Raw genomic sequence first — 26,061 nt, 5'->3', positions numbered from 1 at the left:
CCTGCGGTCCCCGGTGACCGCCGCGGCGCACCACTCCGCGTCGCCCGACCGAGCCCCGGTACTACAGGGGCCGTCGAAACCCGTTCAGTACGACCGGCGCCGTGCTGTGGCCGTCGGCGGCCTGCTGCAGCGCCCACTGACGGAATCGTTCCGCGACCGGTTCCAGTGTCCGCCGCCCCGACGCCAGCAACCCGATCTGCCGGTACGTACGCGGCGCGATCGGTATCTCCACAGATCCGGACAGCGGGCCGCCGTGCCGTGCCGGCAACACCGCCACCCCCACACCCGCGGTCACCAAGCCCCGGACCGTCTCCACCTCTTCGGTCTCGAACACATACCTCGGCCGTACCCGTGCGGCGTTGAAAATCTCGTCGACGCTGCGCCGTATGGCGATGCCTTGCGACAACCCCACGAAGTTCTCGTCACGACATTCGGGCAGTCGCACGAATTCGTGCCGGGCCAGCCGATGCTGCGCCGGCATCACCAACACGTACGGCTCCTTGAACATCTCCACGGCCACGACATCGGCGTCGGTAGGGCGCACCGCGCTGAGCGCGACATCGACGGCGCCTTCGTGCAGAGCGGCCACCAGTTGTTCATGAGCCGCCTGCACCAGGGTCAGCCGCACCCGCGGATGAGCCAGCCGGTAACCCCGCAGCAGCTCCGGTGCACGACGCACCCCGAGCGTACGTAGAAATCCGAATCGCACCTGCCCCTGACCGGGATCGGCGGCCTCGTACGCTCGAGCGACCCCGGCGCCGATCACCGCGTGGGCCGTGCGGGCGCTCTCCGCGAGCGCGCGGCCGGCGGCGGTCAGTTCGACGCGTTGGCCGGCCCGGCGGGTCAGCGGAACGCCGACCATCCGGCTCAGCGCCGCGATCCAGCGGGTCGCCGTGGGCTGCGGTACGCCCGCCACGTCCGCCGCCGCGCTCAGGTGGCCGCGCTCGGTCATGGCGACCAACAGAGTCAGTTTCGGGATGAGGCCGGAAGCGATGATCGCCGAGGACGGCCGCGCGTTCGTACCGCGATTCGTCAAGCCGGGCATCCGCAGTCACGCCTCCTGGATCGTCGTGGTGATACCGCCTCGTATCGACACCAGTCGAACGAGACCAGGCCCGGGACAGGCGCGGTTCCGCGGCGTTCGGGTGCGCCCGCCGCAGGCGGTAGCCGTCACGACGGTAGGAGCCTCCGGGGACACCCATCCAAGACCCTTTCTGCATACGGTTTATGCACGATAGGCATGTTGTGAGGCCAGTTAGAATCTTGAGGCATGGTGGACCTGGACTTGCGCCTGGTGCGGTACTTCACGGTCGTCGCCAAGCATCAGCACATCGGCCGAGCCGCCGCCGAGTTGCGCGTCGCGCAACCCTCGCTGAGCCGGCAGATTCAGCGTCTCGAGGAACAGCTCGGTGCCCGGCTGTTCGACCGCAACCCCCATGGCAGCCAGCTCACCGCGGCCGGCCAGGTCTTCCTCACGGAGGCGAATCATCTGCTCGAGTCCGCCCGGCACGCCGTCACCAACGTCCGGGCCGCACCGAGGCCGGGATCGATCACCATCGGCTACGCGCCCGGCTTCTTCATCACACCGGCCGTCCACGACCTGCGGGAGCGTCATCCCGATGCGAACATCCACACCCGCTATCTGACCTGGGAGGATGCCCGTTCCCTGGCGGAACACCGGGTGGACGTGGTGGTCGCGTGGCAGCCGCTCGCCTTTCCGATCGAGGGTTGCCACGTCACGTTCCTCTATGACGATCCGCGCGTACTCGTGGTCGCCGCATCCCATCCTCTGGCGGGGCGGGCCTCGGTCACCATGGCCGACTTCGCCGACGAACCGATGGTGGACCTGGTTATTCCCGGCGCCTCCGCGGAATGGCTGGCCTTCTGGTGGCCGGAGCGCCCGGAAGGCGGCCGGCTCCTCGCCGGCACGGCCGTCCACACGGTCCAGGACAAATTCGAGCTGGTCGCCAGCGGCCGGGCCGTCGTCATCCATCCCCGTGGCGATCGAAATGGACTCGGCCGCTCCGACCTGGTCACCATCCCGATCATCGGCATCCCGCCCTGCCAAGCCGTGATGCTGACCCGCCCGGACGAGGACAACAGCCTGGTGGAGGAGTTCCGGAGATCGGCACTGACGTGCCTCCCCAGCCCGGCGACCGCCGACTGAGTGCGGAACGAACAGCGTCGAGACAATCCAGTCGGTGCGGGTCTACGCCGTCGCGGTCAACCCGGTCGACGGAATCCCCGACCTCGCCTATCGAATGGTCCTGCCGTGGCTCACGGTTGCCACGGGCTTGACACGATCCGAGGGAACCACGGCAAGGAATCCGGCAACAGCTGCCCCGCCCGCCGATACGGCTGTCACCGCGTGCGCCACTACTGATCAAAACGGTCAGATTACCGAATACTTGCAGCTCAGAGTCTATGAATCAGCCTCCCTGAGCGACGGCGGGACCCGGTCTGACGATGACACGCGATGAGCCGCGGTCGCATGGTTTCACCGGCGATGCTCAGCCACGGCGGGCCCGGCCCGCTGTGCGGCGCCGCGGACCGGGAGGGCCGTCGGCACCCCGACCCGAGGAAGGTTGCGATGGAGACGACCGGAAGCACTGTCATTCTCGAACCGGCGGCGCAGGCGTTCGCGGACGCGACGGCCAACCCCCCGTACCTGTTCGAACTAGGCCCGCAGCAGGGCCGGGCGGTGGTCGACGAGGTGCAGAGCGGCGAGGTCGACATGCCCCACACCACGGCCGAGGACATCAGCCTGTCCGATGGGAGTACGGCGTTCCGGCTCACGATCGTGCGACCGGAAGGCGCGACCGGCACCCTTCCCGTCATCCTCTACGTGCACGGCGCCGGGTGGGTGTTCGGCGACTTCCACACGCACGAGCGGCTCGTGCGCGAGTTGGCGGTCGGCGCGCACGCCGCGGTCGCCTTCCCCGAGTACAGCCGCTCTCCCGAGGCACGGTATCCCGTAGCGATCGAGCAGAACTACGCCGCTGCCCGGTGGGTCGCCGCGCACGGTGCCGCCAACGGCCTCGACCCGTCCCGCCTCGCCGTCGCCGGCGACTCGGTCGGCGGCAACATGGCCGCCGCGCTGACGCTGATGGCCAAGGAGCGCCGCGGGCCGCATTTCGCGGCCCAGGTGCTGTTCTACCCGGTCACCGACGCCAGCTTCGACACCTCGTCGTACCGCCAGTTCGCGGAGGGCCACTTCTTGCGCCGGGATGCCATGCAGTGGTTCTGGGACCAATACACCACCGACGAAACACAGCGCAACGAGATCACCGCGTCACCGTTGCGCGCCACCGTCGAGCAGCTGGCCGGGCTGCCACCCGCACTGGTCATCACCGCCGAGGCCGACGTGCTGCGCGACGAGGGCGAAGCGTACGCCGCGAAGCTGCGCGCGGCCGGCGTCGCGGTGACCGCCGTTCGCTATCAGGGCACCATTCACGATTTCGTCATGCTGAACACGCTACGCACCACGCGTGCCGCCGACGCCGCGATCAAGCAGGCCATCGGCTTCCTCCGCGAGGCCCTCGGCACCACCGGCCGAACCGTGTTCGCCGGGGGCGCGGTTGACGGCTCCCCGCCGGCGTGACCGCTTTCGCCGGTGGCGGTGCCCTTTGAATGGCGTCCGGATGGTGCCGGCGGCGCCCTGGTAGCCCTTAGGCGAAGGTCATCACTTCGCCCCGGTCAGCGCCGGAATGATGCCGTGGGTCCGCACGGCGGTCAGGTCGTGGGTCGGGCCGGATAACACGGCCGACGCTGATCCGCTCGCGAGCGGTAGCGTATCGAGCAGGGTAGATTCGACGGAAGGATCAACGATGACGCTGCGCGACACCCCGCCGTTCCGTGCCGACCACGTCGGCAGTCTGCTCCGCCCAGCCCTTCTGCTCAAAGCGCGCGAGCAGAAGGCCACCGGCGAGATCAGCGCCGACGAGCTGCGCGCCATCGAGGACGACGCCATCCGCGACGTGATCCGCATGCAGCGCGACGTGGGTCTGCGCTCGGCCACCGACGGCGAGTTCCGGCGTACCTCGTGGCACATGGACTTCATCTACCGCCTAGGGGGGATCCGTCCCACCGATGAGAAGATCCAGGTGCATTTCCGCAACGAGCAGGGCGAGCTCGATTTCGAGTCGGCGGCGCTGGCGATCGACGCGCCGGTCCGGCTCACCGAGACGATCTTCGGCGACGACTTCGCCTTCCTGGCGGACGAGGTGGCTGACGACGTCACCGCCAAGCTGACCATCCCGTCGCCCAGCATGGTCCACTACCGGGGCGGCCGCGCGGCCATCGACCCGAAGGTCTACCCCGACGAGGAGCGGTTCTGGGCCGACCTCAGTGCCGCCTACGCCGAACAGGTCCGCCGCGTCGCCGGCCTGGGGTGCCGCTACCTGCAGCTCGACGACACCAGCCTCGCCTACCTGAACGACCCCGCTCAGCGGCGGCTGCTCGACGAACGCGGCGACGACGCCGAACATCAGCACCTGCGCTACATCCGCCAGATCAACGCCGCGATCGCCGACCGCCCCGCCGGCCTGGCCGTCACCACCCACATGTGCCGCGGCAACTTCCGCTCCTCCTGGGCAGCCGAAGGTGGCTACGACTTCGTCGCCGAAGCCCTGTTCAGCGAGCTGGCCGTCGACGGCTTCTTCCTGGAGTACGACGACGAACGCTCAGGCGGTTTCGCCCCGCTGCGTTTCGTCCCGCCCGGCAAAATGGTCGTCCTCGGCCTGGTCACCACGAAGAAGGGCGCCCTCGAATCCAAGGACACCCTCAAGCGCCGGATCGACGAGGCCGCCCAATACGTCCCGCTCGACCAAATCTGCCTCTCCCCGCAGTGCGGCTTCTCCTCGACGGTCGAGGGCAACGTGCTCACCTACGACGAGGAGGTCGCCAAACTCCGGCTGATCGCCGAAACCGCGGAGGACATCTGGGGCTGACCGCTCACGCTCCTGCCCGGTAAGCGTGACGGCGCCCCGAAAATCCACCCCCCGACTACGCGTGGGCGGCAAGGGCCGTGGTGGTCATCGCGGTCCGGGCCTGACCCGGAGCCGAGCGCGGACACGCCCGGCTCCGCATCGGTGGATCAGCGGGACATGGTCAGCACGGTACGGCGGTCAGCTTCACCACCGCGCGGTTCACCGTGATCGTGCTGGCCTGTTCCGCCGTGGAGGCGGCGGTGAAGCGCACCTGGCTGTTCACGTTCACCGCACTCGATCGCCCGCACGGCGCGGTGCCGAGCGGCGCCAGTGCCGCGGCGTCGTGGACGTGGGTGTCGGTCGACGGCCCGGTGGTGGTGTAGTGCTTCGCCGGCACCACCGTGGTGTCCGCGGCGCTCTCGCTGTAGTAGTACGCGGCCAGCTGCTCGGCGTCCGTGCCGTCGACCAGGTCGGTGGCGATGTCGTACGTCGCCTCGGAAACCGTGTAGGTGTAACCCTCGGCCGGCGTGACGCTGATGTTGACGGCGCAGTTCTTGCGCCGGTCGGCCGGCGTGCTGGTCCCGCCGACGCGCGCGGTGAAACGGGTGAAGTCGAGTACCACCTTCCCGCCGCCCACCGTCACGCCGACCCAGTCGCCCTGACCGGGGCAGCCGGTGCCGTTCATCACCACCTCGCCGAAGGACAGGGTGGGCGCGGGGGGCGGGGTGGGAACGGGGGGCGGGGTGGTGGGGTCCGCGGCGGCGACGCCCGGGGTGAGCGCGGTGGCCACAGCCGTGGCGGTGACGACGCTCATGACGGCGCCACTCCACGCCGAGATGCTTCGCATGCTTGCTCCAATGTGTGGTGGGCTTGACCCGTTTTGATGGACAGAGTCGCTGACGTGATCTCTGAGCTACCTTGCGAGCGGGCAGCAGGCTGATGACGGGGCCGCCTTCGTAGGCGGCGGGACTTTGGTAGCCGAGGCTCGAGTGCCGGCGGCGGGTGTTGCACCACCAGTCATGCGCGGCTCCTCTCTGCAAGTGATCGTTACGGTCGACATCGACGACGTAGACCACATGGGCGCTTAAGCACCAGGACGGTCCGCAGCACCGGCCCGTTTACATTGGATATTGGAAAAAAGAGTGAGGAAGAGCACATTGCATCATTTCGGGCAGCAGCCCGATTCGTCTCTGTCGCGGGCGGGGTGTCCGAAGACCCGCGCCGATAGCGCGGTCTGTGTCGTCCCGGCCCTGGGCGTCGTCGTTCGCCGCGATCATCGACCGGGCTACAAGACCTCGGCGAGCACGCCCAGGACCAGCTCGGGTTCACCACAGCAGTGCCGGTCGGCACGTTGACGCGCCCGAGTTAGTCGTTCAACCTCTCGCTCTGGTCGTGTCCTGCGGCATTTACGGTCGGGCGGCAGAGTTCGGGCGTCTGACAGGGTTCCGCGAACGGGTCCCGCGGGTGCATGCCGCAACAGCACCCGGCACAGCTCACCCAGCCCCCTGGGCCCTGCTGACGTGCGCTCCGTCCGCACCGCCGCCGCCTGCGGTCGTAGCGGCTGAGGTACGGCCCCGCACCGACGCGGCCAGACAGTCCCACGACAGCAACGGCCACCGCCAGCGTCGCCACCCGCCCGCGCCAACGGGTGTGCGCCGGCCGGCCCGTGCCGGGCGTGAGCAGATCGTCTGTCATGCGGAACTCCTGATCGGTCGCCCCGGCGCGCACTGCGGCATACGAGATCAGGCTTCGGGACCATGACAATATCCGTCCTATCCGGAGGGCGATACGGATTGCCAGATGACATCCGGTACGCGGCCGTGCGCGGCACGCGGGCCGGACCCCGGCCAAGCCGCCGCTGGTACAGGCGCCGGGTGACTACGCCACGGCGCTGCTCGACCGGCTCTCGCCGGTCCCGGTCCGGGCCGGGACCGTAGGCGTGACCTGCAAGGGCTGGCATGAAGGCTCATACCTCGGCGTCGCCGGTACTGACCGATGACCGGATGTGGTTGCCGCACCCCGGCGTCGGCGAGCGACCCGCCACCGTCCGCACAACGGCACAGGCCGGGAAGCCGCCGGTCGTGGCGGCCCTCCGCACCGGGCCCGCTCGCGGTCATCGTCCCAGCCAGCCGCCGTCCACCGGCAGGACGATGCCGGAGACGTAATCGGAGGCCGCGGAGCTCAGGAAGACGGCGCTGCCGGTGAGGTCGCTGCCGCGTCCCCACCGGCCGGCCGGAATCCGCTCCAGATCGACCGCGACCGGACCGGGTCGTCGCACAGCTGGTCAGGCGAGGCTGCGGCGGAGGGCGGGGAGGACCGACTCGCCGAACGGGCGCAGGTCGGCGTGATAGTCCGGGAAGACCAGCATCAGGCCGTCGAGTTCGGCGGCCGTCATGATGTGCGCGATGCGCTCGGTGATCGTCTCCGGGCGACCGGTCACGTAGGCCGTCTGGAACGCTTCCTCCCCGGTGGCGCCCTCGGCCCAGTCGCGGGCCACGTCGGGTGGGATGCCCCACGAGGCGCGCATGCCGGCCAGGGCCACCTTGTCGAGGCCCTCGCCGTAGCGGGCCGCCTTGGCGGCCGCGGCCGCGTCGGTCTCGTCCAGGACGACCGTGAGCATCGAGTAGGTCTTGACCGTGCGCCCGAAGTCGGCGGCCCGGTCGTGGACCGAGCGCGAGTAGTCGCGCATCTGGTCGAGGTTGTCGGCGCTCAGGAAGGCGCCGTCGGCGTACCGCGCCTGGAACTCGCGGCCCTTCTCCGACCGGCCGGCGCTGATCAGGGTCGGCCGGACCGCCGGATGCGGGCGTGATTCGCACTCCCGGAGGGTGAAGAAGTCTCCGGTCATCGTCACCGTGTCCTCGGTCCACAGCCGGGTCACCGCGACCAGCCACTCCTCCGTCATCCGGTAGCGCTCGTCGTGCGAGAGCGCCGGATCCCAGAGGCCCATCTGGGCGAACTCGGCGGCGTAGGAGCCGTTGACGATGTTCATCCCGGCCCGGCCGCCCGAGACGTCCTGCAGGGTGGTGAACATCTTGGCCGCGAGTGCGGGGTGGAAGACGTTCGCGTGCACGGTGGCCCAGATGTTGACCGTGCTGGTCGCCTCGGCCAGCGCCGACATCATCGTCATCGACTCCAGCGTGCGGCCCCAGTGGTCGGTGCTGCCGCCGAAGCCCTTCCACTTCGCCATCGACATGATGAAGTCGAGCCCGATCGCCTCGGCGTCGAGCGCCACCCGGCGGTTGTAGGCGTAGGTCGCCTCGGGATGCGGCGCCGACCGGGAGATCATCCAGCCGCCGTTGCCGATCGGGAGGAAGACGCCGAACTCTTTGCCCGCGGCGCTCATGGCGCGCACCGGATCGGCTCGTCCCCGTCGTCGATGGCCTTAACGAGCCTACCCCTCATCGACACCCCCGAATCCGAGTTGTTTCCGGCTAGTAAATCATTTCACCCTCGGCCGGCGTCCCGTCGGCGACGGAGTCGGCGGATCTGTTGCCCGGCCGCTCGGCCATGGCTCATCATCGATGGGCCGGCAGTCACTCGAGGAGCCGCCAGGTGGTAAGTCAACCGGCGGTTGCCGACGGTTGACCTGCGCCGAGCGAGGACCACACAGGCCAGGTGGAACATTGCTCAGTGATCTCGCGGAGAGCTACGACCCGCACGCCGAGAATCCGTATCCGTTCTACGCCGAGGCGCGCCGCCGGGAGCCGGTGTTCTACTCGCCGCGGGTCGACGCCTGGCTGGTGACCCGGTTCGCCGATGTCGAGGCGGTGCTCAAGGACTGGACGGGTTTCTCGTCGGTCAACAGCCTGCGGCCCATCCGGCCGCTGTACCCGGCGACTCTGTCCGTGCTGGCCGAGGGGTTTCCGCAACGGCCGGACCATGTCACGTCCGACGGCGAGGCGCACCGCCGGCTGCGGTTGCCGTACACGAGGCATCTGACCGCGCCCGGCCGGGTCAAGGGCCTGGAGCCGGGCGTGCGGACGCGCGCCGAGTCCCTGGTGGACGGCTTCGCCGGGGCCGGTGCCGCCGATCTGATCGCGCGATTCGCGAAGCCGCTGCCGCTGCTGACGGCGACCGCGATGTTCGGGTTCGCGCCGGATGACGTGCCGACCGCGCGGGACGGCAGCGAGTCGTTGTTCCGGCTGGGCAGCGCCGACCTGACCGAGGCCGAGGAGGTGGCCGCCGCCCGGGCCGTCGTCGCGTTCCAGCGGCTCGTTGCCCGGTACGCGCATCGGCGGCGCACGGTGCCGAACGGGGACCTGATCAGTGACGTCACGGCCGCGCTGGCGGACGGCGACGCGCCCTTGACGGCGGATCAGGAGGCGGAGCTGGTCGCCACGATCACCAGTACCTTCGGCGCGGGGCACATCACCACCGCGGATCTGATCGGCAGCGCCCTGCGGCTGCTGGCCGGCCATCCGCCGCAGTGGGAGCTGCTGTGCCGCCGGCCGGAGCTGATCGCCGGGGCGGTCGAGGAGGTGCTGCGTTTCGAGGCGCCGGTCCCGTCCATGTTCCGCCGCGCCACCCGCGCCGCCACGATCGGCGGCGTGGAGATTCCGCGGGGGGCGGACGTGCTGGTGGTGTTCGCGTCCGCGAACCGGGACGAGGAGCGCTTTCCGGACGCCGGGCGCTTCGACGTGACCCGTAAGCCGGCACGGCACTTCGCGTTCGGGGCCGGGGTGCACACCTGCGCGGGCGCGGCGGCGGCCCGGGTCCAGGCGCGCGTGGCGCTGCGGGTGCTCACCGACCGGCTGCCGGGGTTGAGCGTGGCGGCGGGCGAGACGGCGCCGATCCGCCGCTCGATCAACGTGCGCGGGCCGCTCCGGCTCGATGTGCGCTGGTGAGCCGACGAAAATCCATAAGGGACTTACGCAATCGAGGGGGATGAGTTTGACTGGGCGAGTGAGGAGAGCACTGGCAGCCATCGCCGCCGGCACCGTGATCGCCGCGCTTGCCGCGTGCGTCAGCAACGACGAGACCGCGACCCCGGCGCCTTCCGCGGCGCCCGGCGGCAGCACCGGCACCCTGCTGCCCGGCGAACCGGACGTCAACGGTGACGGGAAGGTGATCATCGGGGTGCTCAGCCCCGGCGACATCAACGACAACGGCTACTACGAGAGTTTCGTGGTCAAGGCCGAGGCGTTCGCCCAGGCCCAGGGTTGGACGGTGATCAAACGGGGCAGCGTGCCGGTCTCCGAGGCGCTCACCGCCGCCCGGGCCCTGTGCCGGCAGAGCGCGGACATGGTGGCGATCGGCGCCAGCGAGCTGAAGGACGCCATCCCGGCGTCCGAGGAGGCCGTCTGCGCGAAGACCGCCTGGTACGTGCCGTCCTCCGCCAACGTCGCGCAAACCCCGAGGATCATGCTGTCCAGCGACGACCCGCAACAGTCGATGCTGGTCGCCGGGTACGCCGCGGGCCTGCTCATGCGGGCGCGGAACACCACCAAGGCGGGCTTCGTCACCGGCCCGGAGGCCGACTTCACGAAGATCGCCTCGACGGCGTTCCTGGCCGGTATCCGCGAGCTCGTCCCGGGCGCCACGCTCGTCACCACGTACACCGGCGACTTCGACGACTCCGGCAAGGCCCGGGAGGCGACGCAGGCGCAGCTCAGCCAGGGGGTCGGGGCGATCTACCCGTACCTGGGGGGCGCGACCGACGTCGCGACCGCGCTGGCCAACTCCGCCGGGGCGATCACGCTGACGCCCGGGACCGACCGCTGCGCCTCCACCAGCCCCGTCTTCGACGTGTCGGTGCTGTTCGACCCCGGCGACTATTTCGCCGCGGCGCTGGAGCTGTACGCCGCCGGCAAGCTGGAGATGGGCGTCACCAAGACGTGGCAGCTGGGCGTCGACCCGTACCCGACCGTGAAGCTCTGCAAGGGCACCCCCGAGCAGAACGCCCAGCTGGCGGCCTTCATCGCCGGCATCGGCAACGGCACCATCGACCCGGCGGCCGAGGTGCGGAAGCTTGGCTCCTGAACCGGCTCTGCGGCTGCGTGGGATCACCAAGCGGTACGGCACGGTGGTGGCCTGCGACGACGTCGACCTGACCGTCGCACGCGGCGAGATCCACGGTCTGCTCGGTGAGAACGGCGCGGGCAAGTCGACCCTGATGCGCATCCTGCTCGGGCTCGAGACGCGGGACTCCGGCACCGTCGAGCGTGACGGTCGCGCCGTCACGGTCACGGGGCCGAGACAGGCGGCGGCTCTCGGCATCAGCATGGTGCATCAGCACCTCAGCCTCGTCGATCCGCTGACGGTGTGGGAGAACGTGGTGCTCGGCCTCTCCGGGCCGGTCCGGCGGGCGGCGGCGCGGGCCGAGGTGGGTGCCGTGGCGGAGCGCTACGGGCTCGTGATCGACCCGGACGCCCGCGTCGGCACGCTGTCGGCGGGCGAGCGGCAACGCGTGGAGCTGCTCAAGTGCCTGCGCCGCGACCCGGCCGTACTGATCATGGACGAACCCACCTCCGTGCTGACGCGGGCCGAGTCGGCCGAGTTGTTCACCGTGCTGCGCCGGATCGTCGCGGCCGAACATCGCGCCGTCGTCCTGATCAGCCACAAGCTCACAGAGATCACCATGGCGACCGACCGGGTGACCGTCATGCGCGCCGGGCGGGTCGTCCTGCGCCGGGCAACGGCCGCCACGACCGAGGCCGAACTCGCCCGGGAGATGGTGGGCCGAGAGGTGACGCCCGGCGCAGCGGTCGGCGTGCTCCCCCACGCCATCACCCGGGCGGCCCCGGCGGCGCCCGCGCGAGCGCTGCGGCTCGCCGGGCTGACCGTGCGGCCCGGCCTGGACGACCTGAGCCTCACCGTCCACTCCGGAGAGGTCGTCGGACTGTACGGCGCCGAAGGCAACGGTCAGAAGACGCTCGGCGACGTCCTCAGCGGACTCGCCATCCCGGACGCCGGCACGGTGGAGGTGGCCGGCGCCCCCGTCGACCTGCGCCGGCCGGGCGCGCTGCCCGCCGCCGGTCTCGGCATCGTGCCCGAGGACCGGCACCACGCCGGCGTCGTGCTCGACCTGAGCGTGGCGGAGAACCTCGTCATGACCCGGCTCGGCGACGTCAGCGGCCGCGTGTTCATCGACCGGCGGCGCCTGCGCCGGCGGGCGCGAGCGCTCGCCGACGAGTACGGCATCACCGCCGCCTCGCTGGACGCGCCGCTGCGCAGCCTCTCCGGCGGCAACCAGCAGCGGGTGGTGCTGGCACGGGAGCTCTCCGGCCGGCCCCGGGTGCTGATCGCCGCCCAACCCTCCCGCGGCCTCGACGTCGGCGCCGTCGAGGACCTGTACGCACGCCTACGCGGCTGCGCGGGCGACGGCATCGCCGTGCTGGTGATCTCCACGGAGCTGGAGGAGATCCTGGCGCTCGCCACGCGAATGGCCGTCATCTTCCGCGGGCGGATCGTGGATGAGCTGCCCACGGCGGGAGCCGACGCGGAACGGCTCGGCCTGCTCATCGGGGGCGCGGCGTGACCCGTACCGGCCCGTGGTGGACCGCCGCGATCGTCGCCGCGGCACTGGTCCTCTCCGGCCTGCTCATCGCCGTCACCGGCGGCTCCCCCGCCGCAGCGCTGCGGGCGCTGGTCCAGGGCAGCGTCGGCGATGCGACGGCCATCAGCCAGACCCTGCTGTACGCCGCGCCGCTCCTGCTCGTCGCGGTCGGGGCCTGTTGCAGCGCGCGTTCCGGCGCGTTCAACATCGGTCAGGAGGGGCAGGTACTCGTAGGGGCACTCGCGGGCGCCGCCGCCGGGCTGCGCCTGGCCGTGCCCGGACCCGCCCTGCTGCTCGTCGTCCTGCTCGCCGGGGCGCTGGCCGCGGGGGCGTGGGCGTGGCTCAGCGCACTCATGAACCGGCTGCGCGGGGTGGACATCGCGGTGAGCACGCTGCTGATGACATTCCTCGCGCAGCAGGCCGTGGCGTTCGCGGTCACCACGCCCTGGCTGCTGCAGGAGTCGCGGTGGGGCGCGGGGGCCGCGCTGCCGCAGTCGAACAAGCTGCCCTCGGGCGCCCTGCTCGGCTCGGCCGGCGACCACCCCGGCCTGCAGCTGAACCTCGGGCTTGTGGTGGCCCTCGTCGTCGCGCTGCTGGTGGCGGTGGCCCTGGCCCGGACGCGGTGGGGATTCCGGCTGACGATGGCGGGACTCAATCCGGTCGCGGCGCGCCACGCCGGCATATCCGTCGCGGCCGTCGGCGGCAGCGCCCTGGCCGTCTCCGGGGCCCTCGCCGGCCTGGCCGGCGCCATGCTGCTCGCCAGCCCGCTGAGCACCAACCGGCTGCAGCCCGACATCTCGATCAACATCGGCTGGGACGGCCTGCTGATCGCGCTCATCGCCCGCAACCAGCCGCTGCTCACGATCCCGGTGGCCGGGCTGTTCGCGGTGCTGCGCGCCGGTGGCGGCTTCCTGGCCGCGACCGGTGTGCCACCGTACCTGGTGGACGTGGTCAAGGCGCTGCTGACCCTGGCGTTCGTCGCGCCCGCCGTCATCCGCCGCCGGCCGGTGATCGCATGAGTGACGTCGCCGTGGATCTGGCGACCGTCCTGTCCAGCGGGATCCGGCTCGCCGCGCCGCTCGCCTTCGCGGCGTGCGGGGAGTACGTCGCCGAACGCGCGGGCACGCTGAACGTCTCCGTCGAGGCGATGATGCTCGGCGCGGCCTTCGGCTCGATCGCGGTCGCCGATCTCACCGGCAGCGCCACGGTCGGCCTGCTCGCCGGCGTGTCGCTCGGCGCGCTGGTGGGCTCGGTGCACGGCGCCCTGTCGCACCGCTGGCACGTCGACACCTTCGTCGTCGGCCTGGTGCTCAACGCACTCGTGCTCGGGCTGACAAGCTACCTGGTCACCGTCGGCGACCTGGGGCGGCATCAGGTCGCGCAGGTCAGCGTGCCGGTGCTGCGCGACCTGCCGGTGCTGGGCGCCCCGCTGTTCGTCGAACGCTGGCCGGTCTACCTGTTGCTCGCGCTGGTGCCGCTGACGTGGTGGCTGGTGGAGCGCAGCCGCTGGGGGCTGGAGCTGCGCGCCGCGGGCGAGAACCCGGAGGCGGCGGACATGAACGGGATCCGCGTCAACCTGCGGCGCCGGCAGGCGCTGCTGTGGTGTGGCTGCCTCGCCGGGCTCGGCGGCGCCTACCTCGCCGTGGGCGAGGTCGGTTCCTTCAACCAGAACATGACCGCGGGCCGTGGCTACCTCGTCATAGCCGCGGTCATCTTCGGCGGGTGGCGCCTCGGGCGTACCCTCGCCGGCTGCGCCCTCTTCGGTCTCGCCGACGCGCTGCGCCTGGCCCTGCCCGCGCTCGGGTACACGGTCAACTCGCAGCTGCTCGTCTCGGCGCCGTACCTGCTCGCCCTCCTCGCGATGCTGCTGTTCAGCACCCGGCGGCGCCGGCCCGGAGCCCTGGCGCAGCCGTTCCGGCGCCTCTCCTGAGCAATGAGACTTCTTCGGCCCGGCCGGAACGTGCTCGGCGAGCACAGGTCACCGGTCGGCGGGGATCACCGGGCGGTGGAGCCGGCCCCCGTACCCGGTGGGGTGTGATGTCGGCACCGGGCAGTATCCGCCCGGCCTGACTCGCCGAGATCGCCATCCCGTGCTGCCGGTGCGGGTGTTCGGCGATCAGCGCGTGGGTTCACCGGTCGCGGTCGTGGTGGTCAGCGGGTGGGTGTGGTGCTGGGGGACCTCGGCGTGGAGGGTTTGCGCGTCCGCCGTCCGATGTGGACGAGTAGGGTGACTGCGGCCGCGATGAGCGTGAACTGGACGGTTGCGGTGAGTGGGCCGTAGTCGTACTGGCTGGACTGGACGACTACGCCGCCCCAGCAGTAGGTCAGGACGCCGCCGGCGGCGAGGGCGAACAGGTGGGCGTCGGACCAGCCGGGGCGTGCGGTGTTGATCCGGACCACCACGGCGAATCCGATGATCACGGCTAAGGTCGCGGCGACATGGACGTACGGTGGGAGCATCCGCTCGCTGACGCCGAGGATGAAGAGCAGGAAGAACGCCGACCCGGCCGCGAACGCGATGCCGCCGAGCACGGTGGCCCGCCACGGCGTGCCCGGGCGCGTGGTGGCGTCGTTCGGCGTGCGCCGGCGTGGGAGGAGGAAGGCGGCGAGCACCAGCGTGACGGCGATGCCCGCCGCGACGGCCAGCCGGCCCGGCCCGGCGAGGAAGTCTTCCTGGACGTAGGTGCCGAAGCCGAACAGGGCCGCACCGAGGAGGTAGACGATGCCGGCCGGGATCAGCATCGGCCACGGCAGCCACGGCTGCCGCCGCCGGCCGGGGAACAACACCTCGACCAGCACGATCGGCACGACGATGCTCCACACCGAGTGCAGGGTGAGCACGTACAGCGCCCAGGGGGCGCCGGTTTGGGTGCCGGGGATGACGCCGTAGGCGTTGAGTTCGAGTCCGACGTACGCCGGATTGAACAGCGACTGGGTGATGATGCCCTCCTCCACGACGCCGTAGGCGAGGGCGAGGAGCAGAAGTGTCGGCCAGCCACGACCGGCGCGGACCGTGCACTCGCGGATGATGACGGCGCCGGCGCCGTAGAGGAAGACCAGCGGCAGGTACACCGCCAGTGCGTCCGCGGAGCCCAGCGGCAGGTTGCCGAGCAGGTATTCCCCGATCACCGGGGCGAGCAGGAAAAGCAGCAAAGCCGGCAGTTGACGTCTCACGGTGGTTCCACCTCCTGGCCGGTCGCGGCGGCGAAGAGCCGCGCGAGCTCACGGGCGTAGTGGATGGGATCGGATCGGTCCGCTCGGGACATCTCCAGTGCGGCGCCGTCCAGCGCGGCGCGCAGGCTCACCGCCGCCACTCGGGTGTCAAACGTGGACATCTGTCCCGCGCGCTGCGCCGCGCGCATCAACTCCTGTAGCTGATCCAATTCCGGTTCGTGGATCTCCGGCCCGAACTCGGGCCGGCCGTCGGCCCGGCGCAGGTTTCCGCGGACCGCGGTGAGCGCGACGATGGCCTGCGGGTGAGCGGCGTAAAACTCGACGCTCGCCACGATGAACTCGTGCAGGACCGCCGCCGGCGACGATTCGGCGTCCATGCGCGGCCGGATGAACGCGAACGCCTTGGCGAAGACCGAGGCCACGACCGCGCGCATGAGGTCGGCCCGCTCCGCGAAGTGGTACGAGATGAGCCCGGTACTCGACAGGCCGGCCCGCGCGGCGATCCGCGCGAACGTCGCCGCGGCGAAGCCGTCGGCGGCGATCACCTCGATCGCGCTGTCGACGATCTGGGCCCGCCGAGCCTCCGCGCTCAGCCGGACGCGCGGCGCCATAACCCGCCCGGCACCGGCGCCCGGCCATCACGCACCGACCACGCGGCGGCGACCAACCGCAGACCGACGCGCGAGCGCGGCACGTCTTTCGGATCGGTGACCATGACGCCACTTTATTGCTCAGCCGAGCAATAAGCAACCGCGCACCGCCACCGGCGCCGCAGCGCACAGCCCGACCGGTTTCGCCCTGCCTGATGTGGCGGCTCCGGAGAGCGTCGTGGCGCCGCGGGCCGGTGCCTCACACCCAGGCGTCGACAGGCCGCGCCGGACGAGGGTGGCTGATCGCGAGGTTGGTTGAATATGAGGCGTCGCGTGGGGTGGTCAAACCGGTTGGAGGCGCAGAAATGGTCGGCGAGGGTCCTGAGGAGTCGCTGGACCGGACGATCGGTTCGGCGGAAACGGTGCGGCAGGTGTTCGACCAGATGCCGCTGATGGTGATCGCGATGAGCGGGCCGGACCTGCGGGTCGTGGCGGCGACGGGGGCGTACCGGGCGTACGCCGGGCGGACGCAGATGATCGGCGTACCGATCCGGGAGGTGTTTCCCGAGTCGCTGGGCCAGCAGATCTGGGAGATCTACGATCAGGTGTACGCGACCGGTGAACCGGCGTCGCTGCGGGAGTTCCGGGCGCAGATCGACCGGCCGGATCTTGGGCAGACGGTGGAGATCTTCGTCGACTTCAACGTGAACCCGGTCCTCGGCCCCGACGGCGCGGTGACCGGGCTGGTCGTCGATCTCGCCGACGCGACCTCCAGAGTCAGGGAACGGCAGGCGGCCGCCGCGGCCGTCGAGCAGGCGGAGCGGCGCTACGCCGCGGCCCGGGACGTCATCCATGCGATGCAGCGTGAGCTGCTGCCCGCCGGGGTGCCGGTGTTGCCGCAGGTCCAGGTGGCGGCCAGCTATCTGCTGGCCGATGCCGACACCGCCGCCGGCGGTGACTGGTTCGACGCTCTGGCGCTGCCTGACGGCCGGACCGCGCTGATCGTCGGCGACGTGGTCGGTCACGGCCTGGCCGCCTCGGCGACGATGGGGCAGCTGCGGGTGCTGCTCAGCGAGCGGCTGGCCGCCACCGGTGACATCGTCGCGGCGATCGGTGAGGTGGACCGGCTGGCGGCCCGGACCCGCGGCGGGTACGCCGCCACCGTCTGCGTCGTCATCCTCGACCCCGCCACCGGCGAGGTGTGTTACTGCACGGCCGGGCACCCGCCGCCGCTGTTCATCCCCCGTCGGGGCGAAGCCCGGTACCTGCCGCCGACCGGCGACGGACCCCTCGGCGTGTCCACCGATCGGGTGACGATCGGCGGCGCCGCAGCACCGCGGGCCGTCGAGGTGCGGGTGGCCGACGATCGCCTCGAGGTGGGCGACATGCTGCTGCTCTACACCGACGGCATCCTGGAACGGCCGGGCCGCACGCTCGCGCAGAGCACCGTCGAGCTGGCCCGGGCCGCGGCCGACGCCGCGGCCGGCCGGGCGCTGCCCCTGCACGAACCCACCGCCGCCGAACGGGTGTGCCAGCAGAGCCTCGAGATGCTGGTCCGGGTCACCGGCCACAACGACGACATCACCCTGCTCGCGGCGCAACGAACGGAACCGGCCGCCCCGTTCCACACCCGGGTCTCGGCCGACACGAGGGCCCTCAACGAGCTGCGGCAACAGATCGCCGGCTGGCTGACACCGCTGGCGGTCACCGACGCGGACCTGTCCGCGATCCAGCACGGCGTCACGGAATTGGCCACCAACGCTCTCGATCACGCCTATCTCGACGAGCCCTACCCAGGACCGATCACGGTGGACGCCACGCTCACCGCCTCCGGCCACCTCCACCTCGACGTCCGCGATCGGGGGCGATGGCGCGAACCGAAACCCTCCGCCGATCGCGGGCTCGGCCTCACCATGGCCAGCCGTTTCGTCGACGCCCTGCGGATCACTCCCATCGCCGACGGCACCGTAGCCACGATCGAGCATCCGCTGTCGCGGCCCGCCCGGCTGCTGACCGCCGAAGAACTCGCCTCCGGTGTGCGACCGCCCCAACCGGAGCCGGCCAACCCCTTCCTGATCCTCGACCAGCCGTCCGCGCCGACGCCCCGCATCCGCATCGACGGACCGATCGACGCCCACACCGCACCGCAGGTCGACGACGCCATCCGCACCGCCAGCGCCACCGGCACCCGCGACCTCACCGTCGACCTGACCGGCGTCACCCACCTGGCCAGCGCCGGCGTCTCCGTCCTGCACCAGCTCACCGCCCGCAGCAACGCCAACGGCCGAAGGCTGCGCCTCTACGCCCCACCCGGCAGCCCCGCCGACATCGTGACCACCCTGGTCGACCTGCCCCACCACACCAGCGACCCGGACACCACGACCGGATCACCCGCCCACGACGCCGACCGGTGAACAGCCACGGGCAGGGCTGCGGACCCGGGCCGGCCCGGCGACGTTGTGCCGCGGCGAAGGTGACGCGCCGGACCGTACCCGGCGACGACGTCGACCTGCCGCAGGTCGAGGACCAGGACCTGCCCTGCGGCGGCCCGCATCTCGGCGCCGGTCACGCCGCGGAAAGTGCCGCGGACGATCAGGCGCGTGTCACGCCACCAAACGGTAGAGCGTCGGCATCGCGGTCGCCCCGCTCGCGTCGAGGTTGGCCATCACGAATTCCCGGTAGCCGGCCTTGCGGAAGGCGTGGACGGCCGGGTGGGCGTCGTCCCAGTCGTCCCAGCGCGCGTTGTTGATGATGGCGTAGTCGGACATCCCGAGGGGCATCATCAACTCGGAGTTGAGCATGTTGCCCTCGGCCAGCCACCATCCAGCCGTGTAATCCCAGATATCCAGCAAGTCCTCCCTATCGGTTGCGAAGAAGAAGTTGAAAAGGAAGACGCCATCCTTCGTACGGTCGACGTCATCAACCTTCTTGACGTTTCTGACCGGAAGGACATTCGTGTACGTGCTGCCACCCTCGACCGTTGCACGTACCTCACCGAAGACCGGGTCGGACAGCAGCGATTCGGCCTCCGCCGGGCTCCCGGTCTCGATCAGCATGACGCTGTCGTAGCGGGCCGGACGTCCCCACGAGCCGCCCGGGGCGGGCCGGCCCGGCCTCTCCGGCGGGAACAGCGCCGCTTCGAAGACCGAGACCGCGCGGACCCGGTCCAGCCCGGCGAGTCTGCCGCGCGCGGCCTGCAGACTTTCGTGCAACGCGGCCCGCTTGGCGCTGGCCGACGGGGTGTCCGCCCGGAGCGGTATGTCCTCGACCCGGTCCACGTCGGTCGTCACCGAGGCGGGATCGACCTCGGCCAGGACGAGAACATATCCGTACGGGTTCGGCTGCACGAGTTCCACCCTCGGTACACCCTTGTCCAGGTTGATTACCGGCATTGCCGTCCTCCCTTATTCGTCTGCATGCACGAGCGGTTTCATGGATTTGTAGGGGGTTGGTGCATTCGCATCCAGGCGTCGACCAGGCGCTTGACGAAGGCGCCGTCCACCCGTCCAGGGTGCGAGGAACGCATCCCCGCGGGAGCCGGGCGGGGACGTCGAGCAGAGGAGCACGGCCGTTGGGCCAGTGCCGGAAGACGGTCGCGCGGGTCGCCTTCGTCCGCGTGAGCACCGCTTCGGAAGTGACCGCTTTCAGGACCGCGCTAGATGAGCAGATCGGTGACGGCCGCCGGCACCTCGGCCCGCTCACTGGCGTCCCGATTCACGATGCCGGCCCCCAGGCGTGGGCGACGTCGAAGTAGTCGGGGTGGAACTGCGCGACGCCCTCCCAGTAGACCTGCTCGTCGGTGAAGCCGGGCTGGTCGAGCAGCTTCATGAAATTGTCGAACGACTCCCACACGCCCAGATTCAGCGCTCGGGTGCGGTCGAGACTGCGGTGAAAGTTGACACTGGTCAGCCCGGGAGTCACCAGGCTGCCGGGCGCGTGCTGACGCGCCAGGCCGAGCAGCACGTCCTGCTCGGCCGGCGGGAACGAGAACATGCCGAAGTGCACCAGTGGCCCGCCCAGCCTTCGCGCGTGTCTCGGCTGGCGATGTCCGAGGGTGAACTCGACGGTGTAGGTTCTCGTTTCCAGCACCCGGGTGGTCGGCTCGGCCCGCAGAAGGACGTCGGCCACCGACCACGGGGCCGGGACCTCGACAGGTGGGCCACTGTCCGGCGTGCGCCACTGGGTGTAGACGGCGAGCCGGTTGTGATCCCGGCCGAGCAGCACAACACCTGCCACGGCGTCCTTGTGGAAGCTGTGATCGCGCTCCAGGTGGGCAAGGACAGCGTCGAGCGCGGCTCGTTGTTCGGGACGCACCGAGGGCGTCCTGGTCGGCGGCGCGATCGAGGGCTTGTCCGGTCCGGGATCGCCGAACTCGAACCGCTCAAGGACGGCGACGAGGTCCCGGTCCTCGAGGATGGTCACGGCGGCCTGGGCATCGCCCCGGTCATTCATGAGAAGCTCCCTCTCCTGATGGTGCCCACGACGGCACCTCGCGAGATACAAGACCGTGCCGTATCCGATGCGGACGGCGCCTTCGGCGGACTGTTCCCTCCCGCGTGCATCACGCCTCCTTCCGCGCTCGCGGCCAAGGCCCGTGGCGGGGGTCGAACTGCCGCGTGACCTCGCTGGAGTACACCCGCCCATTACGGGACTCACCAGTACCGTAATGGTTACGGTACCTGTCGGTCCCGTAAGATGGCTAGGTGGTCTCCGACATTTCTCGCACTCCCACACCGGCGGGGCGCCCGCGTGACCCCGCACTCGAACGCGCCATCCTGGCGGCCACGGTGGAGGTGGTCATCGAGAGCGGCTTCGCGGCCGCCAGGCTGGAGGAGATCGCCAGACGGGCACACACGGGCAAGGCCGCAATCTACCGGCGGTGGCGCAGCAAGACCGAGTTGGTCATCGCCGCCGCGGAAAGCCTGCTGGCCGAGGTCGTGGTGCCCGACGAGGGATCATTACGCCAGGACCTGCTGGCCTGCGCCCGGCACTACGTCTCGCCCAACACCCGGACCGCGCTGATGCTGGCGACAGTCCTGGCCGAGGCGACGCACACCGACGAGTTGCGGGCTACGGCACTTGAGTCGATCGGCCGACCGCCCACGGAGGCGCTACGCACGGTCATCCAGCGCTGGGCTCTCCGTGGCGCGGTCAGGTCCTCGGCACCGGTCGAGCTGATCGTGTCGCTCATACCCGCGATCGCGTTCCACCGCGTCTTGCTACACCACGAGGGACTCAACGAGACCATTGTGGTCTCGATGGTCGACGACGTACTCATGCCGGCCCTCAACCCCGGCCACCAATGACGATCTTTCCCGAAGTCCGCGCCAGCGGTCGTTCGCGGCGCCGGTGAAACGCGTCGGCATGGATCGGTCCCTCCCGCGGCGCCGGCCGACCGGCGCCGCGGGAGGGACGTGATCGTTACCGGATCGCTCCGCCGTGGACGAGATAGTGCAGGTCGCACAGGAGTTCGGAGACGATCGCGGGGTTCAGGGCGGCGAAGTTCGGCGCCCCGGAGAGGCGCGCGTCGCGGAGGGTCTGCATCGGGTCCTCGTGCGGGAACTGGACGCTGATCCCGGGGTCGAGGGGGAAGGTCAGTCCGCCCCGGCCCGGCAGGTGACACTCCATGGTGTCCTGGATGCCCGCGTCCATCGGCGTGCTCCGCCCCCACCATCCGCGCCGTTCCAGCTTCAGCAGCCGGTCGACCGCGATGTGGGCCCCGACGAACTCGGTCAGACGCTGCTCGGCGGCCTGTTCCGCGGTCAACCGGCGCACCGGCCGATGGAGTTGCGGGAACGGCTGGAGGATCTCGTAGTCGGCGAACAATCGCGTCCAGGCGGGCAGGTCGGACTCGATGTGCAGCGGGTGCGCGACACCGACAGCGGCGTCGCCGGCCAGGGCGAACTCCTTGTCGTCGACGTCCGCCAGGCTGCCGTCCTCGGCCACCCGGAACGCGGTGCCCACCGTTCCGTCCGCGGTGAACGTCGCCCACACCAGGCGCGACACCACGTGCCGCATCAGCGGGTGCTCGACCAGCAACCGCCGGAACTCGTCGGCGGTCCACCGCCGCTGGATCATCAGCGCCGTCTCCAGCCGGTGGATCAGATCGGCGGCCACCGTACGGACGTCCTTCTTCAGCCCGGCGAACGTCCTGTAGGCCGCCGTGGCGAGCGCCTCGTCGTCTCGGGCCCCGGGCTTGGGCAGGTCCTTGCGCCGGGAGCCGTCGTCGTCGACCACGTAGGGCTTGAGCTGCTCGTCGAAGCCCACCTCGAAGCGGCGCGGCCCGTAGTCGAGGGTGAGCCTGCCCCGGGCGTCCAACCCGAAGTCGGGCACCAGCCGGTCGGCCAGTTGCTCGGCGGACAGGCCCAACTCCGAGGCGACGACGTCGATCCGTTCCCGCGCCTCAGACTTCAGCCCGGCGAACTTCGCCTTCTGCGCGATGCTGTGCAGGTGCATGAGCGCCACCTCGGAGCCGATCTCCCGGAGCACGTCGAGCCCGGTCACGGCGCGAGCGTGACCGCCTTCGCCGGGCCAGGCGCGGATGATCGGCGCGAGCCGGCGGACCGTGTCGTCGTCGCCGGTCAGCGCCAGCGCCTCAAAGGCCCAGCTGTGCTTCGACGGGCGTCCGGCCGACTCCCAGCTCTCGAACAGCGACCAGCCGAACTCGGCCAGCGACGCCCGGTCGAGGGTCTCCCGCACGATCGCGACGCCCGGGTACGGCGTACCGATGCGGGACAGCGCCAGCATGGTGCACAGGTGCCGCACGGCCTCCGCCGGCAGCACATGGCGGCGATCACGCAACAGGACCGGGGCGAGCGCCGCGGCGTCGGTGGCCCACGCCGGCAGGTCCGGCATCCGCTTGGGCAGGATCTCGACCGGGTCGATCGACAGCAGCGCGTCCACGGCGGTGGCGGCGGCGGGACCGTAGGCGGCCGCGGCGTCGCGGACGGTCTCCTCATGACCCGTCGCGGCCACCGTCCGGAGCGCCCGCTCGGCGGCGCGGCGTGCCGCACCGGCCGGACCGGCCGCGGCGGGCACCAGCTCGCGGGCCGCCGACTCCGGGTGCTGGCGCAGCCAGGACACCGCGAACCGCCGCACCGCTTTCCCGCCGCCCAGCCATTGCGCCATCAGCGTCGCGACGTCGAGGCTTTCGGCGCGAAGCAACAGGGAGCCGTAGAGGTCCGCCTCTTCGGTGAGGCGGGCGCAGTGCACCAGCACCGGCAGAGCGTCCACGCCCCACCGGGCGAGCAGACGGGGCATGGTCCACCACGGGGACCAGAAGTTCGTCGGCCGCCAGCTCGCCAGGAACTCGTCCGTCATCGACCGCGGCGCCTCGGCGAAGAACTGCTCCTCGTCGGCCGGATGCGGCGTGCGTCCTTCGCGCAGGTCCGTCGCCGTACGCTCCCAGCGCGCCGGGCCGCTCAGCGACCCTTCCTTCTCGAACCGCGCCAGTTCCGCCTCACGCTCGCCGGAGAGCCAGCGCACCCGGGTCACGTCCGGCGGGGTGAGGCCGTCGGCCACGATCGGCGTGACCACCGTGCGCGCCCTGGTCCACGGCGGCGTCGCCAGCAGCGGATGCAGCGACTCGGCCGGTGCGGACGGCAGCGTGGACAGCGACGCCAGGATCGGCGCGACCTGCCGGCGGGAGGCCTCCGGCAGCAGGGGCAGCGCCGCGCGGGCGATCTCCGGGTTCGCGGTGACGCGCCGGTGCAGCAGCTCGGTGATGCGCCGGTGGCTGTCCGGGGCATCGGCCGCGAGCCCGAGCAGACGCAGGGCCCGCACCGGGAACCGCTCCGCGGCCTCCAACAGCGCGGGTTCCGCCAGGTCGTCGTCGGCGTGGCGCACCAGCGCCTCGAACGCCTCGTCGGTGGGGATCAGCGTCAGGCCGTTGAACACCGCACGCCGCTCCTCGGTGTAACTTCCTCCGCCCACCAGGGCGAGCAGACGCGCCCCCACCGTCGGCCCGATCACATCGAGGACGGTGGCCAGCAGGCCGAGCGACTGCGACAGGTCGAATGCGCGGACGTGGTGGCTGATGCGCTCCCACTCCTGCGGGGTGGACACCACGAACGCGGCCAGCGCGTCATCGCGCAGCTCGGCCGGGCAGTCCTCGCCGAGCCATCCGGGTTCGGTGGGGAGCAGGAACGCCGCGAGCAGGTGCTGTTTCGTGGACCGGTAGGCCTCGATCGCCTGCCGAGCGTGCTCGTACGCCGCGTCGTCGGCCACGGCGAGGCGGGCCCGCACGCGCTCCGCCGCCAGCCGCCACGGGGCGCCCAGCCAGTACGAGATGCGCTCGGTCCGGCCGAGGTGGCCGCCACGCCCGTTCTGCAGACCGCTCAACTCCAGGACCGCCTCCGCCGCGAAGGCCAGCCCGTGCGCCGCGACCCATCCGTCGGCGACCGCCGCCTTGACGTACGGATAGGCGAAGACGTCCCAGGAGGCCCACGCGGTCGCCGCCGCGCCGAGTGGGGTGATCCGGCTCCCGTCCAGGAACGCACGGGCGGCGGCCACCAGATCCGGTTCGCTGCGCCGGTCCGCCAGCACCCGTTCACGGTGATCGCGGGTCTCCGCCAGGATGCCGTCGGCCTTGGCCACCGCACCGGCCAGCGAGGGCGGCCGGGCGCCCGGCCGCCCACCGCGCCGCGGCCTGATCTTGCGCACCCACGCGTCGGGAAGGACGAACGTATCCTCGTCCGGCAGCTCGACCGGTCCATCCTGGACCGGCTCGGCCGCAATGGACGGTGCGGCCGGCTCGGCGGAGCCCACCTCCAGGTAGCCCTTCTTGACCTTTTCCGCGATCAGGCCGGCCACGTGCCGGCTCGCCGCCTCCTCGGTGGCGAGCTCCTTCACCCGTGTCTGCCCGGCGGCGCCGATGCGCCCGAATCGGATCGTGACGGCGGCGCCGTCCTGCGACACCTGCCAGAACTTCGCGGATTCCGAGCTCCGATGCTCGAAACTGCGCACCCTGCCTCCCCAGATCGATGGACGATGGGCGGCACAGTATCGACGGGCTACGACAAAACAGCTGTCGGCCCCTCATCACCGGCGACGATCGCGGTGACCGCACCGTGTTCGTGGAGCCACCGCTCGGCGGTGCGGGTCATGTCGTGCATGACGCGTTCCAGGAACTGGCTGGTGCCTTGCAGGCGCCCGCCGGCGGGCGTGCCGGGGCCGAGGACCTCGGCGGCCCGGCGGGTGCCCTCGGCCAGCAGCAGGTTCATCCGGACGCTGGCCACCCAGGCCCGGATCCACACGTCGTCGTCGATGACGTAGTGGTCGCGGCGGTCTCGCGGGGCGCGTTCGCGGCGCAGCAGGCCCTGCCGTTCGAGGTCGGCGACGGCCTTGGAGATCGACGCGGGGCTGACCCGCAGGCGGCCGGTCAGCTCGGCCGCGGTGAGCCGGCCGGCGTCGGTGGTGAAGAGCTCGGTCAGCACCCGGGCCGCCATCGGCGGCAGCCCGGTGTGCGCGATCATCGCGGTGAGCTCGTCGCGGACGCCGCGCACGGCCCGCGGGTCGCGGCCGTCGGTGGCGGCGGGGCCGGGCGGGGCGGCCACCCCGGGGCGGCGCCTGGCGCGGGCGGCCGTGGCCCGCTGGGCGAGTTCCGGCCGGTAACGGCGAGGGCCGCCGTTGCGGTTCACCTCCCGGCTGATCGTGGAGGTGGGCCGATCCAGGTGCCGCGCTATCTCCGCGTACGGCGTGCCGTCGGCGAGCCGGGCGGCGATGTACCGCCGATCCTCCAGGGTGAGCCGGTCCGTGGCCATACCCGGCATTGTTGCCTTCGCGCGCAGTTCAGTGCAACGCCGTTGCATTCAACTGCAGCGTCGGTGCAATCAATAAATCCGCTCTGAGCTGCTCTAACGCCGGTCAGGAATTG

21 protein-coding genes and 1 pseudogene are annotated in these 26,061 nt (G+C 71.1%); 10 read left to right on the top strand and 12 right to left on the bottom strand.

All coding sequences use genetic code 11. The annotated features are described in order from the left end of the window. Positions 1-61: 61 nt before the first annotated feature. Positions 62-1,045: a LysR family transcriptional regulator gene (locus J2S41_RS12155; RefSeq protein WP_310366864.1), complete on the bottom strand. Its 984-nt coding sequence runs from the start codon at positions 1,043-1,045 to the stop codon at positions 62-64. 225 nt (positions 1,046-1,270) lie between these two features. On the opposite strand from J2S41_RS12155, the gene J2S41_RS12150 reads away from it, so the two are divergent. Together J2S41_RS12150 and J2S41_RS12145 are read left to right on the top strand one after the other, a co-directional pair. Then, positions 1,271-2,167: a LysR family transcriptional regulator gene (locus J2S41_RS12150; RefSeq protein WP_310366861.1), complete on the top strand. Its 897-nt coding sequence runs from the start codon at positions 1,271-1,273 to the stop codon at positions 2,165-2,167. 423 nt (positions 2,168-2,590) lie between these two features. Next, complete coding sequence (locus tag J2S41_RS12145; RefSeq protein WP_310366859.1) at positions 2,591-3,601, top strand: alpha/beta hydrolase; 1,011 nt, start codon at positions 2,591-2,593, stop codon at positions 3,599-3,601. Here the strand turns inward: J2S41_RS12145 and J2S41_RS12140 are convergent. Beyond that, positions 3,572-3,769: pseudogene (locus J2S41_RS12140) on the bottom strand (IS5/IS1182 family transposase); the annotation flags it as partial. The gene J2S41_RS12145 and the pseudogene J2S41_RS12140 overlap by 30 nt on opposite strands. A 58-nt stretch (positions 3,770-3,827) precedes the next feature. On the opposite strand from J2S41_RS12140, the gene J2S41_RS12135 reads away from it, so the two are divergent. Beyond that, the gene (locus J2S41_RS12135; protein WP_310366856.1) at positions 3,828-4,949 is read left to right on the top strand and encodes a 5-methyltetrahydropteroyltriglutamate--homocysteine S-methyltransferase; all 1,122 of its coding nucleotides are present in this window, start codon (positions 3,828-3,830) and stop codon (positions 4,947-4,949) included. A gap of 160 nt (positions 4,950-5,109) precedes the next feature. On the opposite strand, the gene J2S41_RS12130 is transcribed toward J2S41_RS12135, so the two are convergent. The 3 genes from J2S41_RS12130 to J2S41_RS12120 form a co-directional block, all read right to left on the bottom strand. Beyond that, positions 5,110-5,742, bottom strand: a complete 633-nt coding sequence (locus tag J2S41_RS12130) for a DUF4360 domain-containing protein (RefSeq protein ID WP_310366855.1) — start codon at positions 5,740-5,742, stop codon at positions 5,110-5,112. 1,299 nt (positions 5,743-7,041) lie between these two features. After that, on the bottom strand, positions 7,042-7,206 hold the full coding sequence (locus tag J2S41_RS12125) for an SDR family oxidoreductase (protein WP_310366854.1): 165 nt from the start codon (positions 7,204-7,206) through the stop codon (positions 7,042-7,044). Between the two features lie 6 nt (positions 7,207-7,212). Next, a complete protein-coding gene (locus J2S41_RS12120; protein ID WP_310366852.1) occupies positions 7,213-8,271 on the bottom strand; it encodes an LLM class flavin-dependent oxidoreductase in 1,059 nt (352 codons plus the stop codon). 280 nt (positions 8,272-8,551) lie between these two features. Between J2S41_RS12120 and J2S41_RS12115 the strand changes: the two genes are divergently transcribed. Genes J2S41_RS12115 through J2S41_RS12095 form a run of 5 tightly spaced genes read left to right on the top strand, consistent with a single transcriptional unit; the run spans position 8,552 to position 14,353 of the window. Further along, on the top strand, positions 8,552-9,772 hold the full coding sequence (locus J2S41_RS12115) for a cytochrome P450 (protein ID WP_310366850.1): 1,221 nt from the start codon (positions 8,552-8,554) through the stop codon (positions 9,770-9,772). 58 nt (positions 9,773-9,830) lie between these two features. Beyond that, the gene (locus J2S41_RS12110; protein WP_310366847.1) at positions 9,831-10,907 is read left to right on the top strand and encodes a BMP family ABC transporter substrate-binding protein; all 1,077 of its coding nucleotides are present in this window, start codon (positions 9,831-9,833) and stop codon (positions 10,905-10,907) included. Next, complete coding sequence (locus tag J2S41_RS12105) at positions 10,897-12,405, top strand: ABC transporter ATP-binding protein (protein ID WP_310366844.1); 1,509 nt, start codon at positions 10,897-10,899, stop codon at positions 12,403-12,405. Before J2S41_RS12110 ends, J2S41_RS12105 begins: the two co-directional genes overlap by 11 nt. Continuing rightward, a complete protein-coding gene (locus J2S41_RS12100; protein ID WP_310366841.1) occupies positions 12,402-13,442 on the top strand; it encodes an ABC transporter permease in 1,041 nt (346 codons plus the stop codon). The genes J2S41_RS12105 and J2S41_RS12100 overlap by 4 nt, the downstream gene beginning before the upstream one ends. Beyond that, entirely contained in the window at positions 13,439-14,353 is a 915-nt protein-coding gene (locus tag J2S41_RS12095) for an ABC transporter permease (RefSeq protein WP_310366838.1), read from the top strand. Before J2S41_RS12100 ends, J2S41_RS12095 begins: the two co-directional genes overlap by 4 nt. 221 nt (positions 14,354-14,574) lie before the next feature. Here J2S41_RS12095 and J2S41_RS12090 read toward each other — a convergent pair whose 3' ends face one another. The 3 genes from J2S41_RS12090 to J2S41_RS12080 are packed head-to-tail and all read right to left on the bottom strand — an operon-like array spanning position 14,575 to position 16,312. Further along, complete coding sequence (locus J2S41_RS12090; RefSeq protein WP_310366836.1) at positions 14,575-15,597, bottom strand: AF_0692 family protein; 1,023 nt, start codon at positions 15,595-15,597, stop codon at positions 14,575-14,577. After that, positions 15,594-16,208: a TetR/AcrR family transcriptional regulator gene (locus J2S41_RS12085; protein WP_310366834.1), complete on the bottom strand. Its 615-nt coding sequence runs from the start codon at positions 16,206-16,208 to the stop codon at positions 15,594-15,596. Before J2S41_RS12085 ends, J2S41_RS12090 begins: the two co-directional genes overlap by 4 nt. Further along, complete coding sequence (locus tag J2S41_RS12080) at positions 16,187-16,312, bottom strand: hypothetical protein (protein WP_310366833.1); 126 nt, start codon at positions 16,310-16,312, stop codon at positions 16,187-16,189. Before J2S41_RS12080 ends, J2S41_RS12085 begins: the two co-directional genes overlap by 22 nt. A gap of 306 nt (positions 16,313-16,618) precedes the next feature. Between J2S41_RS12080 and J2S41_RS12075 the strand changes: the two genes are divergently transcribed. Beyond that, entirely contained in the window at positions 16,619-18,601 is a 1,983-nt protein-coding gene (locus tag J2S41_RS12075) for a SpoIIE family protein phosphatase (RefSeq protein ID WP_310366831.1), read from the top strand. 189 nt (positions 18,602-18,790) lie between these two features. Here the strand turns inward: J2S41_RS12075 and J2S41_RS12070 are convergent, their stop codons facing one another. Together J2S41_RS12070 and J2S41_RS12065 are read right to left on the bottom strand one after the other, a co-directional pair. After that, positions 18,791-19,543 (bottom strand): hypothetical protein, encoded by a 753-nt coding sequence (locus J2S41_RS12070; protein ID WP_310366829.1) that lies wholly within the window; start codon positions 19,541-19,543, stop codon positions 18,791-18,793. A gap of 358 nt (positions 19,544-19,901) precedes the next feature. Beyond that, entirely contained in the window at positions 19,902-20,639 is a 738-nt protein-coding gene (locus tag J2S41_RS12065; protein WP_310366827.1) for a hypothetical protein, read from the bottom strand. Between the two features lie 251 nt (positions 20,640-20,890). On the opposite strand from J2S41_RS12065, the gene J2S41_RS12060 reads away from it, so the two are divergent. Continuing rightward, positions 20,891-21,493, top strand: coding sequence for a TetR/AcrR family transcriptional regulator (locus J2S41_RS12060; protein ID WP_310366825.1), 603 nt, complete (start codon positions 20,891-20,893; stop codon positions 21,491-21,493). Between the two features lie 115 nt (positions 21,494-21,608). On the opposite strand, the gene J2S41_RS12055 is transcribed toward J2S41_RS12060, so the two are convergent. Then, complete coding sequence (locus tag J2S41_RS12055) at positions 21,609-25,151, bottom strand: DUF4132 domain-containing protein (protein ID WP_310366823.1); 3,543 nt, start codon at positions 25,149-25,151, stop codon at positions 21,609-21,611. Between the two features lie 47 nt (positions 25,152-25,198). Further along, entirely contained in the window at positions 25,199-25,948 is a 750-nt protein-coding gene (locus tag J2S41_RS12050; protein ID WP_374728125.1) for a GbsR/MarR family transcriptional regulator, read from the bottom strand. Between the last annotated feature and the right edge of the window lie 113 nt (positions 25,949-26,061).

This window comes from Catenuloplanes atrovinosus (genome assembly GCF_031458235.1).
GTDB classification, from domain to species: Bacteria; Actinomycetota; Actinomycetes; order Mycobacteriales; family Micromonosporaceae; genus Catenuloplanes; species Catenuloplanes atrovinosus.
The sequence above is the reverse complement of the archived record's forward strand: the minus strand, read 5'-3'. Positions and strand labels throughout refer to the sequence as shown.

Coding starts and splice junctions, on each gene's coding strand:
- J2S41_RS12120 (WP_310366852.1), bottom strand. CDS start 8,271: ATGAGCGCCGCGGGCAAAGAGTTCGGCGTCTTCCTCCCGATCGGCAAC.
- J2S41_RS12145 (WP_310366859.1), top strand. CDS start 2,591: ATGGAGACGACCGGAAGCACTGTCATTCTCGAACCGGCGGCGCAGGCG.
- J2S41_RS12065 (WP_310366827.1), bottom strand. CDS start 20,639: ATGAATGACCGGGGCGATGCCCAGGCCGCCGTGACCATCCTCGAGGAC.
- J2S41_RS12085 (WP_310366834.1), bottom strand. CDS start 16,208: ATGGCGCCGCGCGTCCGGCTGAGCGCGGAGGCTCGGCGGGCCCAGATC.
- J2S41_RS12050 (WP_374728125.1), bottom strand. CDS start 25,948: ATGGCCACGGACCGGCTCACCCTGGAGGATCGGCGGTACATCGCCGCC.
- J2S41_RS12080 (WP_310366833.1), bottom strand. CDS start 16,312: ATGGTCACCGATCCGAAAGACGTGCCGCGCTCGCGCGTCGGTCTGCGG.
- J2S41_RS12130 (WP_310366855.1), bottom strand. CDS start 5,742: ATGAGCGTCGTCACCGCCACGGCTGTGGCCACCGCGCTCACCCCGGGC.
- J2S41_RS12135 (WP_310366856.1), top strand. CDS start 3,828: ATGACGCTGCGCGACACCCCGCCGTTCCGTGCCGACCACGTCGGCAGT.
- J2S41_RS12095 (WP_310366838.1), top strand. CDS start 13,439: ATGAGTGACGTCGCCGTGGATCTGGCGACCGTCCTGTCCAGCGGGATC.
- J2S41_RS12150 (WP_310366861.1), top strand. CDS start 1,271: ATGGTGGACCTGGACTTGCGCCTGGTGCGGTACTTCACGGTCGTCGCC.
- J2S41_RS12155 (WP_310366864.1), bottom strand. CDS start 1,045: ATGCCCGGCTTGACGAATCGCGGTACGAACGCGCGGCCGTCCTCGGCG.